This window comes from Virgibacillus sp. LDC1 (genome assembly GCF_025792345.1).
Lineage (GTDB): Bacteria > Bacillota > Bacilli > Paenibacillales > Paenibacillaceae > Paenibacillus_AQ > Paenibacillus_AQ lautus.
In genome coordinates this window covers 1,171,903-1,185,613 of record NZ_JAOXLZ010000001.1, presented here as the reverse complement: position 1 = coordinate 1,185,613, position 13,711 = coordinate 1,171,903, and the positions used below count along the sequence as shown (strand labels likewise).

The window sequence follows — 13,711 nt, the reverse complement described above, 5'->3', positions numbered from 1 at the left end:
TATTCTATCAGTCCTCTGTGTCGGAAGCATTCATTAAATGATCACGGTTGCTTGCTTTTTTCTGTCTTGAAGGATTATCAGCACAACCTCTCCGAAGATCTGCATGCCCTCCACTACATAAGAATCATAATGGCCGGACGGCGCACGGTGACTAACAACGAGAATAAACTCCACTTCCATACCCGGGAGCTGCACCCCGCATGCCTCAGCTTGTCCGTCATGAACCCGCTCGCCCGTATGACGATATACAGACACTTTACGGACTCGAGGTAGGACCGTTTCGCCTGGACGATGTGGATACAGTACCTGCATGATGCTGATGAGTCCTTTCCCTGTCCGGGAGTATGAGACATTCGAATTTGGGTCCAGCAGGTTATATTCGCGGGATATCACGCCCTCGCCCACTTCCGCATTCAGGCCGTCTGTGGTTACCGGGATAATGGATAGATTCGCCTCCCCGAGGGTGTTTGTACGGCATATCAATGACTCCGCTTCCACCCCGACTTCTCCGGGCGGGTGCGGAAAATGAAAATGCTGAGTAAAGGTATGCTGCTCAAGGCACACCAAGCTGTCGATCAGCAGCCAATAATACGGCTTGATAAAGATGATCCTTCGGCGCGGGTATAACGGTTCATTCCCATAGAGATAGCCGTCATGCGCCCCCTCGACATAGTCAAACTCCGGTCTGCTGATCCATTTGCAGCCTAGCGGCCCGGCAATCCGGTCGAAGGACCAGGTGTCCTTGACCCCGGTAAATCCGATTCCGTCGACAACCGTTGTGTTATGGGCTGCGCTCTCCTTTAATGCTTTTCTCAGCGGTGTATGATCGCTATAATTGTATCTTCCTACATCGGTGAGCAGATCACGGCCGTAGGCATGGAGATCCATATGCAGCATATCGGCATGCCCGTGGCCTCCCCCGAGCGGACCGCAGTGAAAATAAAGGTACAGTGCTTCTTCGTCCCAGCCCGTTCGCATCGTATAATGACCGGAATGGGTAAAAGCTCGGCTCAGGTATGGCGGCTCCGCGGGAGCCATCGCTTGGTAATCCCGGATTCCCTCTATGCCGAACAGCCAGGCATTATCATAATCGGGCCGGGCATTACCGCCAAAGCGCAGAACGGAATCCCCAAATAACCACGCAGCATAGGTCAGAATGGAACGGATATCGCTGTCGTCGCTGTCTCCCAGCATCGGCTGCCTGTGATTCGGCTTCGCCCAGTACAAGGAGGCTCCGGCCATCTCGCGGACCGTACGCCGAAATGGACCATCAAGCTCCAACCCGTTGAGATTGGCGAGGTGAACGCAGTCAAGATAACAAGCCAGCACCTCATGATGGTACGTGGGCGATTGCTCCCAGTGAATGCCATCCGCCATGATCTGGAGCCGTGCCGTTTCCTTCAGTCTCTCTTCCCCCATTTCCCGCCACCGTGCCGACTTGCCGAACTCGGGGAAGAACAGTGCAATATGGTATAAACCGCAAGTTTCCAGAACACCCCAGTTGCTGATATGCTTCCAGCTGGTGAAGGAAGCAGCCAGATACTCCCCATGCTCGTGAAGCGAAACCAGCGCTATACCGAGCAGCGACGGAGTCAGGGATGGACTGCCGATCATGTATCGAAGTGCCTTGATCCAGTTCACGCTGCGCAGACCCGCTTCGATCGGGCGCCATGTCAACGTATCCGTCGTAGGTTCTCCAGGAACAGGATTCCGATTGATCCAATCTTCAAGCTGGCGGCAAAATGCCGCCGCATACTCCTCATCGCCTGTCATCGCATACGCTTGTCCCAGCGCCACCCAATAGCGGTGGCGATTCAGCATGTAAGCCCACTCCACGTCTTGATCGGGAATATGGCACCAGTCTATATCACCGTCAAATGTAACCGGAATCACGCTCCGTTCCATATCCCATGGAAAGCGGAACAGGAACGTCTGCCGCACCACCTCATCCGCCGTCTTCATCACGGTTTCCAGCTCATCTCCACAGTATTGCTTCACATAATCCGTGATTTTCTGCTTATCCTCACTGCTCATCCACCATCCGGGTGTCCTCCGGCAAGAGAAGTGTTGATGCAGCTTACACAGGATATCGTACCGATGGCCTTGATCGTCTCCAACTTGCATCGGACCCATAGCGGGATCCTCCAGATTCATTATCGCCAAAACGGCATCCACCGAAGCTTCCGTGGCATCAGCGTTCATACCAGTACCCCTTGCGCCCGGTCTCCATCCGAATCAAAGCTTCCAGGTAAAAATAATCCCCCCAGATCATGAAATCATCCGGGGACAATCCGCCGCGCACATGATAAGAACCATGCTGCAGCAGGCCCTCCGCCTCTTTGCCGATCGTGGAATAATCTCGTACCAGCGAGGTCATGGAATCCTTCAGTCCTTGTTCGAAGCCCTCTCTTTCGGGATCCTCTTCTTCCAGGTGTCCAATCAGTTCCAGCAAGCCTGCTGCCACAATGGCGGAGGCCGAGCTGTCGCGATAGGTTTCGGCGGTTACGGGAGCATTAAAGTCCCAAAGGGCGACATGATCCTCCGGTAAGTGCTTCAAGAAATACCTCGCCATTCTTTTAGATGTATCGAGGTATACAGGATCTCCTGTATATTGGTAAGCCAGCGCGAAGCCGTACACCCCCCAGGCTTGTCCCCGCGTCCAAGTCGAACCGTTCGTATAGCCCTGATGCGTGGCACCTCCGATCGGCTCCCCGGTACGCGGATCAAAGAAAAAGGTGTGGTATGAACTGTCATCTCCCCGCACCAGATAACGTCTTGTCTTCTCCGCCTGCATAATTGCAACCTCCCGATATACGGGATTGCCGGTTTGCTGTTCCGCCCAGAACAGCAGCGGCAGATTCATCAAACAATCGATGATGATCCGACCACCCTCCTGTTCATCTCCTTCAGGACCCCAGGCCTGAATATAACCTCCGCCCGGACGCCAGCGTTTCAGCAGCAAGTCCGCAGCCTGAAGCGTCAACTGGCGGGCACTCTCGTTCTTCTCAACGATCCACTCCGCTTTGGAAGACAAGGAATACAGGAATCCGATATCGTGATGATCAAGCACCTTCTTATCGGCAAAGCGTTGGCGGAAATCTTCTACCGTTCGCACTGCCCCCTGTCTGAAAGCCTCGTCACCTGTGTATTCATAACATAGCCAGAGAAGGCCGCTCCAGAAGCCGTTCGTCCAGTCGTCATTGTCATTCAGCAAATAAGATCCGTCCCTGCTGACGTGGGGAAATCTGGTCCCGAAGGTATCCATGTTTTTTCGGATTTTCTCTACGGCATCTTGAATCGCACTGCTCCACATAACCTCTTACTCCCTTCAAATCGATTCTGATTACGATTCATGATAAGGAGAGTCACCCGGTTCTTGTAGAGCCGATTTTTGCCTTGATGTGCAATATTTTGACTTCTGTGTCCCAAGGGCGGTAAAAAAGGATTAGATCTGTCCCTTTTCGCTGGAAACCGACTAAAAAAAGGGGCTATTCCAAAGATCCTAGATCTTGCGGAAGGCCCCCTTCTTGCTGTTAGAAGACGCTCCATGTACGAATCGTTCCTCCCATCGCTGCTGCCCCCAAATTTCTTGGAATGGTTCTGAGCAAGGACGAAATGTAGGGACAAAGGCGAGCGCTGACGCTTGTCCGGAATCGATTCAATATACCATGGACCAACTCTATCTGATTAAACTGAAGCCATAGCGGTGTGGGAATAACATCCTGAGCACCACCATGGCTTTATTTGACACACTTTTTGTTTATGAGAGCCGTTCATCAGGCAACTAAATCTATATAGGACGGTCCCATATGTCGCCAAGCGATATGGTCTAGCCGTCGTACTTCTTCCACTTTCTGATTTGGGTTCTGAAGCTTTTGAAAGGGGCGACTGAATTGATATGCAGCCATTTCCACATCGGCCAGTTGGCACTGGTTACCGTCCATTTTCGAACGCCCGGACGAAACAACTCTTCCTCGGTCAACCGGTTGATCCATTCGCACCATTCATCCGTCCTCTGCTTCAGCATGAAACGCAATTCTTCCAAAGAATAGGCGTCATAGGCAAGGTAGAATTGCTGATACAACGCTCCCAATTGGTTCCATTTATAGTCAGGGGTTGGCGTCGTGACTTCTTGGCCCGCTAATTCATCCTTCTCCCAGCTCATCACCAGCGTTAGCCATCCAAGCTGATAGGCGATCATCTCTTGCGGCGTTCTATCGACTTCGCCAATGCGATGATTCTTTTTATCCTCCGGGACATCATCAAATTCTTGGTCAAACAGCTTATACGTTTTTTGAATTTCTGCGATGAAAGCCTCTTTGCTCTGATACGTTTGCAATGTACCCTCTCCTCCATCATTTACATGTTCCACTTAACAGGCACATCCAAATTATACCATGCCCAGGAACCATGTACGGTGATGGATATCATCTATGCGCTTTTCCTCCGGTAACACTGTAAACCTAAGCATATATAAGCGACGACAGCTACTAAACCACTTACTCCAGCAGAGATTGAGAAGGACTTTTGACAATCTTCTATTCCACTTACAAAAGATTTCACCGCTCAAACAATAGCTTCATTCAAACAGCTGACAGACCTCTTCTTATTTCCTAGACTCTATCTCGTTCCGAAGCCGTTCGATTACTTGATCTATGGAGCTTTCACCAAGTTCGCCCTCGCCCCGTTTACGGACCGATACGTGATCGGAGTTCATTTCCTTCTCCCCAAGGACCAGCGTGTATGGCGTTTTCAGCAAACCCGCTTCACGGATTTTATAACCCAGCTTTTCATTTCTTACATCGACGTTCACCCGGATGCCGGCATTCTCCAGACGCTTCTTCACCTTTAACGAGTAATCGATATAATGGTCCGATACCGGTATAATCATAACCTGTACGGGAGCCAGCCACATCGGGAAAGCCCCGCCGTAATGCTCTGTAAGAATCCCGATAAATCGCTCGATGGATCCAAATACCGCCCGGTGAATAACAACCGGCCGATGCTTCTGGTTATCTTCTCCGATATACGAAAGATCGAATTTTTCAGGGAATTGGAAATCCAGTTGGATGGTGCCGCATTGCCAGCTTCGCTTTAAGGAATCAAGGATATGAAAATCGATTTTCGGTCCGTAAAACGCCCCATCCCCTTCATTAATCCGGTACGGCAGCCCTAGTTGATCCAGCACCTGCTGCAGAGAGGACTCCGCCTGCTCCCACAATTGTTCAGACCCCATGGAATCTTCCGGCCTTGTCGATAACTCGATTGTATATTCAAAGCCAAAGACTTGATAAACCTGGCTGATAAAATCGATAACCAGCTTAATTTCTTCCTGGATCTGATCGGGTCTTACAAAAATATGTGCATCATCCTGACAAAACGTACGCACCCGCATCATGCCGTTAAGAGCGCCTGAGAATTCATGTCGGTGCACCTGACCAAATTCGGATATACGAATAGGCAGCTCTCTGTAGGAATGCAGCGAATTTTTGTAGACTAACATATGCCCTGGACAGTTCATCGGCTTCAGCGCGTACTCCGTCTCGTCTACCTGTGTGAAATACATATTGTCTTTGTAATGATCCCAATGACCGGACATTTCCCAGAGCCGCTTGTTCATCATCAGCGGCGTGCGCACCTCATCATAATCGCGATGGAATTGAAGTCCTCTTGCGAATTGCTCCAGCTCATTGCGGATGATCATCCCGTTCGGCAAAAAGAAAGGCATGCCCGGTGCTTCCTCCGAGAACATAAAGAGCCCCAGCTCTTTTCCCAGCTTCCGATGATCCCGTTTCTTGGCCTCTTCAAGCAGTAACAGATGTTCCTCGAGCTGCGACTTCTTAGGAAACGCCGTTCCGTATATCCGTTGCAGCATTTTATTATCCGAGTTCCCCCGCCAATAAGCTCCCGCCACACTCATTAATTTGAATGCCTTGATTCTACCCGTTGATGGAAGATGCGGCCCCCTGCACAAATCAACGAATTCCCCCTGCTCATACACCGAAATGACCTCGTCCTCCGGCAATTCACATATCAGCTCCATCTTGTATGGGTCATCTTTGAAAATACGTTTGGCCTCCTGACGACCAACCTCCCTGCGAATAATCGGCAGGTCTTCCTGAACGATCTTCTGCATTTCTCGCTCAATGGCAATCAAGTCATCGGTTGTAATCGAATGCCCCAGATCCATATCGTAATAAAAACCATCCTCAATGACAGGTCCTACCCCAAAATGGACAGATTGGCTGCCATACATCCGTTTAACGGCCTGGGCCATCAGATGAGCCGCGCTGTGCCGATACACGTACAACCCATCCTCTGAATCCAGCGTGATGATGCTTACTTCCGCATCCTGACGCAGCTCATGATTCAAATCCACGAGTTTCCCATTCACTTTGGCTGCAACAGCCTGTTTCCTCAGACCTGAATGAATGGATTCCGCGATCTGGCTCATCGTCGTTTGTGCGGGATACTCCCTTTTACTTCCGTCCGGCAGCGTTACTATAATTGACATTGTTATCCCTCCATCAAATTTTGATTGAACGCAAAAAAGCACTCGATCCCTAAGGGACGAGTGCGTTCAGCTCGTGGTTCCACCCTAATTTGATCGAAAGTTGCATTCGCTCATACGGCCAGCGTGCTCTTTTCGATCCTCATTCAGACATCCGATAACGGGGATGACTCGGTGTTTTCTAGTTCCATATCTCGATAGTCAAACGACCGATCAGGGTTCAAAAACACAGCTACAAAGGGGTAATTCAAGAAGCAAGCACGGAGGAAGCTTTCACCAATCGCTTCCCTCTCTGGGCAGGTTGTTCCAAGAATCATGTCTTTGATCGTTGCTGATAGTAAAGTACTATAAGTCAGTTTTTTCTAATTGTCAAACAATAATCTGACTGCTATATCCATGTTAACATGCATAACTTAATGTCTCCTCTAATACAACTTATGTCAACATCTCTATCATGGTTCCTTTTCTTCATTGTTCAAAGATATTTTAAGCAAATACCCAACACCTAAACCGACCAGAACTCCTGGAAATGCACTGCCCAGCGCTAAACCGATCCCCGCTCCAATGATGACGCAAGCGTAAATAATGACATCTCCCTTGTTCATTCCGACCATCTCCCTCTGTATGTATTTATGACGTAGACCGTAATTTTCTATGACAAATACATCTTACAAGATGACGTCGCGTCGCTTTCAAGGGGTTAGCGTAAAAAATTTAGGTTCATGAATGAATCCATTGCTGAACAGATCAAAAAAAGCCGCTGCTAACAGCGGCTTTCGTTCATTACAGATGATCACGGGATGTTGTTTATTACACCGATAAATTGTTCTTGACTCTGGGAGTTATAATGCTGGGGTAGTTTCTCCAACAACTGATCGACGCTGCTTTGCAGCGCGATGAACCGGCCTATCCCACTGTCTTCTAACAAGTACACGGACATTTCGTTGAACATCGATTCTTCAATTGAAGAAAGTATGATTTCAACACCATTCATATTCAAATTCGTAGTAGACATCGAATATTTGAATTCTATCAATGATCTGCTTGCCAGATGTAATCTCTCATCTGCATTAATCAATAGATTCATATTTTTCTCCTTCACCTGATCGTCATCCAATTGACTAAGAAATTGACTATAAAACTTTAGTCCGTGAATAAACGTTCTGTATGAACTATTATCTCCCACAGCATGTTTGTTATGATCCGTTATGTAATGGTTACCGAAAACCAAGACTCCTAGAATATTAATCATAGCTGATATAATCAATACCGTTCTCAAAAAGCGATTCTTCACGATTCCCATCCCAGTCCATTAAAAACTCCCGTTTCCCGGTGCTCCGGCCAGCTGAATATACCAGAGAGACAGTGCGAGTCATCGTATCACAAGCGGATATTCCTTATCAACAGGAAAGGTTTCCCTATCCGGTTAAATCTCCCTTGTTTCTGCTTGAAGCCAAAGCGTTTAATATCTTACCATATTACATTAACGCTGAAGGAGGGTTGTCCATGGATATGTTTATCGATTTAGGAGTCAAACTGATCATCAGCTTTTTCGGGTTATGGATCATCACGTTTGTTACGGGGAGAAAAACCATCAGCCAGCTTACACCGCTTGACTTCTTATCTTCCTTAATTCTGAGTGAAATCGTCGGGGCAAGCCTTTATGATGATAAGGTAAACATATATCATTTGTTATTCGCTCTTGCGCTTTGGACGACGATGTCTTACCTCTTCGAGAAGGCAACCACCCACTTTGTTAAGTTCGGATATTTAACGGAAGGCCGGGCGGTACTTCTGATCGATAACGGTAAACTCAACCAAAAATTGTTGAATAAATACGATATGGAATATAAACAGCTGTTATCCATGCTGAGACGGCAAAGCATTTTCTCGTTAACTGAAGTTAAATACGCCATTCTGGAAACGGACGGATCGCTGTCTGTCATGCGCAAACCCGAGTACGAGCCGCCAACAGCCCAGGATATGGGCATGGAAGCCAAGCCGGACACCTTTACGGTAGCGGTCATCGACAAGGGAAAGCTGCTCGAGGAATCGATGCTCGGCATGCACATTGAACACAGCGTGATCCAATCGAAAGCGCGGGAACAAGGTTTTGACTCCCTGGAAGATATCGCTTACGCGGAATATGGAGATGACGGGAAGCTCTATGTTTATTCCAAGCGGGAGGTTCAGGATTGAACCTGTACGCTCCGCTAAAAAACAAAAAAGCCTGAGTTGTCAGGCTTTTTTTGTTTCGTCTCTACTAACTACAGTGCGAATTCAACGATAGATTGTTTGCACACCGTAACATATCCCAGGGACTGATATAAACATATCGCGTTTACGTTCTTCTCCAGCACTTTCAGATACACATCGGGAGTGATTGATTGCACGCCCCTTACGGTTCAATTCCGCGCACACTTTCTTGCCGTCCCCTTGTCTTCTCCACGCCGTATCCGTGCCGATATTGCCAAGCTCCACATAATCATCGCTCCGAGAAGGCGTAGAAAGCTCTCCATATTCTGAGAACTGCCCATAGTGAACGGTATGTTTCTTCCGGAACGCCAGGTAGGAATAATATAAGAAATGCTGCTCTCGGTTTATCGTTTCTAAGAGACGCCCCAGTTCTTCAGGCAACAGTCTGCGAATCACCAAGTCTTCTCCCTTTCTCAAAAGAAATCCATGAGGTAGGCTTGACCCGCAGGAATCATCGTCTCCAATTGTGTTATGGCCTTTGGATTTCCTGATAGCCGATGAATGGCATGCAGCGCCTGCGGCCTTTTGTATCCCGTAAACAGCGCCGATAACGTCTGAATATCGGTGGACAGGTCAGGCTGCTCCCCATGATCAGACGGAAGCTCCGACAACTCCGCTTTCCCCTCTTGATTAACGGACAACCTCCATCTGCCCGCATTCCAAGGCGCAACGGAATCTTCCACCTCTATGGTCATTACGGCTTCCTGATGCGCTTCAAAAGTGTACTGCTCCACAAAGGATTTCAAATCTACGATACGGGCCATGAAGTATGGGACGATTTCCTGGGTAACGCGTGGATCCGGCAGCATGAACGGCAGCTGATCATCCCCAGGCACCATTGTCATCGTAACCTGCTCAATCCTGGAATCATGGTTTCCAAAGAAGGTCCAGATTGCGCTTCGGGCTTCTTCATTCAGGTATACAAATTCGTCGCACACGAGATCTTTGTCTTTGAGCTCATATAACGCGTAGCCCGTTGGTTTGCCCTCAGCTGAATAATAAACAACGCTGTGACTGTCCCCCTGCAGCACGAATCTTGTCCACCAAGTGTCATCCCGCACAAGCGTGCCGTTATAGCGGCTGGCATAGGCTTGATACATGCCGTCCAGTGTTGGAATATCGGTTACGCCTCTTACAATGCGGCCAGGCACTTCCACCTTACGTGGGAATTTAGGGACCGGAATGATGTACTTTTTATATTCCGCGTAAAGTTCCCAGCCAAATTTACGATAGAACGGGATCGAAAACGGATGCAGGAAGGAAAGGGTCTGGCCTTTGCCCTTCATCTCCTGCAATGCATGCTTGAGCAAGGTGGATACATGCCCCTGTCTGCGGTTCTCGGGCCAGGTTGCCACACCGGCAATACCGCCCATCTCGAAAAGGTTTCCATGCAAATAAACTTGCAGCGGGATGATGGTCAGTTTCGCTTGCAGCTCTTCTCCGTCAAAAACCCCCCAGAAGCGTTCAGGTTTAAAATGCTTTTGATTGGACTCTCGCTGTTCTGGTGTCAGTGTATATTGAAAGGCATATTCGGATAATTTTGTGCTGATCTCAAACTCGTCGGACCTTAATTGTCTCAGTTCCATACTTGCTTCACCTCTCCAATCTTTATATGTACTATAAGTGCTGAATTACGCGTGTTTTCTCTGCACGGGAATTTTATTCCAGGGCACATGATCAGTATAACATTGCTGCTGCCTATACGGTACAAAACACGTCCGAATCAGGCACATATCCAACCGTACTTGGAAGCACAAAAAAATCGGAATATTTTACACAAACTTTTTGTAAGCTACTTGACAAAGTTAACCCCCTAAGATTATGATTAGCTCATGCAAAATAACAAACACATCACGATAAAAATATATTCAGAATGATCGGGAGGTAAGAACAGTGTCCAAATTGAATATCGGTATCATTTTAGGCAGTACGCGTCAAGGCCGTTTAAGTCCACAAGTAGGTGAATGGGTTAAACGTATCGCTGATGAACGCGGAGATGCAAACTACGAAATCGTAGATATCGCTGATTACAAGCTCCCGCTTTTGGGCGAAGCTGATGCTACAGAGCAAGCTACCGCTTGGAACAATAAGCTGAACAGTCTTGATGGCTTTGTCTTCATCGTACAAGAATACAACCACAGTATTTCTGGCTCTTTGAAAAATGCACTCGATTTTGCTCGAGAGCCATGGAACAACAAAGCTGCAGGTATCGTGAGCTACGGTTCTGTTGGCGGCGCTCGTGCTGCCGAACATCTGCGTGGAATTCTGGGCGAATTGTCCGTAGCGGATGTTCGTGTACACCCGGCGCTCTCGTTATTCACGGATTTTGAGAACGGTTCTGTGTTCAAACCAGCTGATCTGCATCTCGTCAACCTGAATGGTATGCTTGACCAAGTGCTTGCATGGAGCGGAGCATTGAAAACACTCCGTTAATCTCTGATCCAAGGACTGTCCCCTTCATCTTCCGATGAGTGAGGGCAGTCCTTTTTATTTTTCGGGTACCATAGGTCTTTCAGCGACCATAAGTCTATACCGCAGCCCGTTCCCCGTTCCTACTCCATATCAATCTGGAATGTTTCTTTCAATCCCTTCTTGCCTTCAGGCGTGATGGTTATGGCCCTTGTTCTTGGCAGGCGTTGTATCCAATTTAACTCCAATAACCTTTCAAGCAAGGCATGGCCTAATGCGCCGGCAAGGTGATGACGTCTTTCACTCCAATCCAAGCATCGATGCGTGAAGGAGCGGCGTTTTCGCTTGACTTGTTCCAGATCAATCTGAAATGCCTTAAAGAATACTTCCCCTTTTTCTGTAACCGTAAATTGATTTTCCGTTTCGGATATGACTCCTGCGTTAAGCAGCGAATTCGTCAGTTGGATTCCCAAGCTCCCTGCAAGATGATCGTAACAAGTTCTTGCCTGACGTATGGCTTCATGCTCCGTAGCTTGGTTTAATGATCTTATTTCGACAGGAGGCGTAATCGACAGAAGGGTTTCCAGGATTTGCGCAACCTCCTGGTTTCGTATTCCGTAATAACGATGCCTTCCCTGTTCTTCGACGGTGACCAGATTCGCCGCTACCATTTTCGATAAATGGAAGCTTGCCGTTTGCGGTTTGATTTTTGCCATGTACGCCAGCTCGCTTGCCGGATGATATCGCCCATCCAATAAGACGGTTAATATAGCCGCTCTCGATGCATCGCTTACGAGTGAAGCTACTTGTGCTACGTTTGGATTCGCATTCATCTTCATTCCTCCTGATGTAATCCATATTTCGATGTGCATCGAATCTTTTCTATTTTACAATGATTTGAGATAGAACAGCTACTTAGGAGGACATTTCATGAAGGAACTTACTGGCATGATTAACACGGACATCATTAAACCGACAATTCTTTACTATGGAACCCCGGTTATTTTACTCAATACGCTAAATGAAGATGAAACCGTCAATATTAGTCCCATATCCTCTTCATGGGCGCTCGGGGAATACATTATTTTAGGAATCGGACTCGGGGGTAAAGCGATAGAGAACTTGGAAAGGCATCCTGAATGCGTCATCAACATTCCCGACCCTTCCTTATGGGAGAATGTTGAGCAATTAGCCCCTCATACAGGAAAATATCCGGTTCCTGATTATAAGGCAAAGAACGGATTTACTTATGAAAAAGATAAGTATGCGATAAGTGGATTAACTCCTGCGGATTCCGTCGCCGTAAAGCCTACTCGCATCATGGAGTGTCCTATTCAAATCGAGGCGACAGTGAAAAACATTCGGGTTCCTGACTATTCTTCCATGTTTGCCATTGTCGAAACACAGGCGATCCATGTTCACGCCCATAGCAACATCATCATGAATGATCATCACATTGATCCCGGCAAATGGAGTCCGCTTATATATAATTTCCGGCATTATTATGGCCTCGGCAACCCGTTAGGCAAAACATTCCGGGCCGAAACATAACCATCGTGATGATGAATGAAAGAGAGGCCCGCAGCATATGCGGGCCTCTCCCTCGTACACAACCGGCTCGTGTTGATAGCGTCGCTATCGCAGCTACAGCTTGGGATAACTCTTAACATAATTCAAGAATCGCTTCGTAGCTGGAGATATCTCCCGCATGGAGTTTACGGCAATGCCGAGCGATCTAAAGCTCTTCTCCTTCAATTCGATCAACCGTATATTCCGTTGCTGCCCTCGCAGCACAAGTTCTGGAAGAATACTGATGCCAAGGCCCTTTTCGACCATGGCCATAATGGCATAATCGTCACCAAGCGTATATTTGATATCCGGCTTGATCCGGGCCTTCTCCAGCATTCGGTTCACATCATAATCGGAACCTTGGCTGGGCATAATAAACGGTTCATTCTCAATCTGGGACAAGGTAATCGAATCCTCCGAACGGAGCGGATGTTCCATCGGCAGCAATACAAGCATCGGGTCTTGGTGCAGGGGAATCACATCGAATAAATCCGACGTTGGAAGTGACAGGAACCCGCAATCAATCTTGCCTTCCGCGATCCAATCCTCAATTTCCCGATAGTCTCCTTCAACCAAACGAATCTCGATATGGGGATAATCCCGCTGGAAATCCTGAATAATGCCCGGCAGCCAGTGAACGCCAACGCTGGTGAAGGTCCCGATGTGTATGGTTCCCAGCTCGATTCCATGAATGGAAGCCACCTGCTGCTCCAAATGTTCGTTCCATTTCAATATTTCCCGTATCGTCTTCAGAATCTCCTCGCCATTGGTTGTCAACTTGGCGCCCGACCGGTTCCGGACCAGCAACGAGAAGCCGAATTCATCTTCCAGGCTGTTGATCATATGGCTGACACCGGACTGCGTAAATCCCATCACTTCGGCAGCTTTGGTCAAGCTTCCGAGCTCGACGACCTTTAGTAGAACTTTAAATTTATTGATACTCACGGGAATTCCTCCTGATCGCTA

The 13,711-nt window shown here is 48.0% G+C and carries 13 protein-coding genes; 3 read left to right on the top strand and 10 right to left on the bottom strand.

Annotated features, from left to right (window positions below; genetic code table 11):
* Positions 1–33 precede the first annotated feature (33 nt).
* The 6 genes from OHJ21_RS05610 to OHJ21_RS05585 all read right to left on the bottom strand — a co-directional run bounded on the left by OHJ21_RS05610 (position 34) and on the right by OHJ21_RS05585 (position 7,526).
* Positions 34–2,202 (bottom strand): alginate lyase family protein, encoded by a 2,169-nt coding sequence (locus tag OHJ21_RS05610; RefSeq protein ID WP_486019477.1) that lies wholly within the window; start codon positions 2,200–2,202, stop codon positions 34–36.
* Complete coding sequence (locus OHJ21_RS05605) at positions 2,192–3,313, bottom strand: glycoside hydrolase family 88 protein (protein WP_486019476.1); 1,122 nt, start codon at positions 3,311–3,313, stop codon at positions 2,192–2,194. Before OHJ21_RS05605 ends, OHJ21_RS05610 begins: the two co-directional genes overlap by 11 nt.
* Positions 3,314–3,829: 516 nt before the next feature.
* Positions 3,830–4,339: a ClbS/DfsB family four-helix bundle protein gene (locus tag OHJ21_RS05600; RefSeq protein ID WP_486019475.1), complete on the bottom strand. Its 510-nt coding sequence runs from the start codon at positions 4,337–4,339 to the stop codon at positions 3,830–3,832.
* A 267-nt stretch (positions 4,340–4,606) separates the two neighbouring features.
* The gene (gene thrS / locus OHJ21_RS05595; RefSeq protein ID WP_486019474.1) at positions 4,607–6,514 is read right to left on the bottom strand and encodes a threonine--tRNA ligase; all 1,908 of its coding nucleotides are present in this window, start codon (positions 6,512–6,514) and stop codon (positions 4,607–4,609) included.
* Positions 6,515–6,963: 449 nt separating this feature from the next.
* A complete protein-coding gene (locus OHJ21_RS05590; RefSeq protein ID WP_486019473.1) occupies positions 6,964–7,116 on the bottom strand; it encodes a hypothetical protein in 153 nt (50 codons plus the stop codon).
* Between the two features lie 188 nt (positions 7,117–7,304).
* Entirely contained in the window at positions 7,305–7,526 is a 222-nt protein-coding gene (locus tag OHJ21_RS05585; protein ID WP_133120303.1) for a hypothetical protein, read from the bottom strand.
* Between the two features lie 491 nt (positions 7,527–8,017).
* Between OHJ21_RS05585 and OHJ21_RS05580 the strand changes: the two genes are divergently transcribed.
* Entirely contained in the window at positions 8,018–8,710 is a 693-nt protein-coding gene (locus OHJ21_RS05580; RefSeq protein ID WP_326112607.1) for a DUF421 domain-containing protein, read from the top strand.
* Between the two features lie 81 nt (positions 8,711–8,791).
* Here the strand turns inward: OHJ21_RS05580 and OHJ21_RS05575 are convergent, their stop codons facing one another.
* Positions 8,792–9,163 (bottom strand): hypothetical protein, encoded by a 372-nt coding sequence (locus OHJ21_RS05575; protein ID WP_486019472.1) that lies wholly within the window; start codon positions 9,161–9,163, stop codon positions 8,792–8,794.
* A 17-nt stretch (positions 9,164–9,180) separates the two neighbouring features.
* Positions 9,181–10,353, bottom strand: a complete 1,173-nt coding sequence (locus OHJ21_RS05570; protein ID WP_486019471.1) for a GNAT family N-acetyltransferase — start codon at positions 10,351–10,353, stop codon at positions 9,181–9,183.
* Positions 10,354–10,660: 307 nt separating this feature from the next.
* Here OHJ21_RS05570 and OHJ21_RS05565 point away from each other — a divergent pair, with 307 nt between their 5' ends.
* On the top strand, positions 10,661–11,200 hold the full coding sequence (locus OHJ21_RS05565) for an NADPH-dependent FMN reductase (RefSeq protein WP_090911314.1): 540 nt from the start codon (positions 10,661–10,663) through the stop codon (positions 11,198–11,200).
* Positions 11,201–11,319: 119 nt separating this feature from the next.
* Here the strand turns inward: OHJ21_RS05565 and OHJ21_RS05560 are convergent, their stop codons facing one another.
* Complete coding sequence (locus OHJ21_RS05560; RefSeq protein ID WP_326117570.1) at positions 11,320–12,009, bottom strand: ArsR/SmtB family transcription factor; 690 nt, start codon at positions 12,007–12,009, stop codon at positions 11,320–11,322.
* 97 nt (positions 12,010–12,106) lie between these two features.
* On the opposite strand from OHJ21_RS05560, the gene OHJ21_RS05555 reads away from it, so the two are divergent.
* Complete coding sequence (locus OHJ21_RS05555; RefSeq protein ID WP_486019470.1) at positions 12,107–12,727, top strand: flavin reductase family protein; 621 nt, start codon at positions 12,107–12,109, stop codon at positions 12,725–12,727.
* A gap of 93 nt (positions 12,728–12,820) precedes the next feature.
* Here the strand turns inward: OHJ21_RS05555 and OHJ21_RS05550 are convergent, their stop codons facing one another.
* Entirely contained in the window at positions 12,821–13,690 is an 870-nt protein-coding gene (locus OHJ21_RS05550) for a LysR family transcriptional regulator (protein ID WP_486019469.1), read from the bottom strand.
* Positions 13,691–13,711: the final 21 nt, after the last annotated feature.

Excerpts from the sequence above, each read along its gene's own strand:
- OHJ21_RS05605 (WP_486019476.1), bottom strand. The coding sequence starts at position 3,313 with ATGTGGAGCAGTGCGATTCAAGATGCCGTAGAGAAAATCCGAAAAAAC.
- OHJ21_RS05560 (WP_326117570.1), bottom strand. The coding sequence starts at position 12,009 with ATGAATGCGAATCCAAACGTAGCACAAGTAGCTTCACTCGTAAGCGAT.
- OHJ21_RS05610 (WP_486019477.1), bottom strand. The coding sequence starts at position 2,202 with ATGAACGCTGATGCCACGGAAGCTTCGGTGGATGCCGTTTTGGCGATA.
- OHJ21_RS05590 (WP_486019473.1), bottom strand. The coding sequence starts at position 7,116 with ATGAACAAGGGAGATGTCATTATTTACGCTTGCGTCATCATTGGAGCG.
- OHJ21_RS05570 (WP_486019471.1), bottom strand. The coding sequence starts at position 10,353 with ATGGAACTGAGACAATTAAGGTCCGACGAGTTTGAGATCAGCACAAAA.
- OHJ21_RS05585 (WP_133120303.1), bottom strand. The coding sequence starts at position 7,526 with ATGTCTACTACGAATTTGAATATGAATGGTGTTGAAATCATACTTTCT.
- thrS (WP_486019474.1), bottom strand. The coding sequence starts at position 6,514 with ATGTCAATTATAGTAACGCTGCCGGACGGAAGTAAAAGGGAGTATCCC.
- OHJ21_RS05555 (WP_486019470.1), top strand. The coding sequence starts at position 12,107 with ATGAAGGAACTTACTGGCATGATTAACACGGACATCATTAAACCGACA.
- OHJ21_RS05580 (WP_326112607.1), top strand. The coding sequence starts at position 8,018 with ATGGATATGTTTATCGATTTAGGAGTCAAACTGATCATCAGCTTTTTC.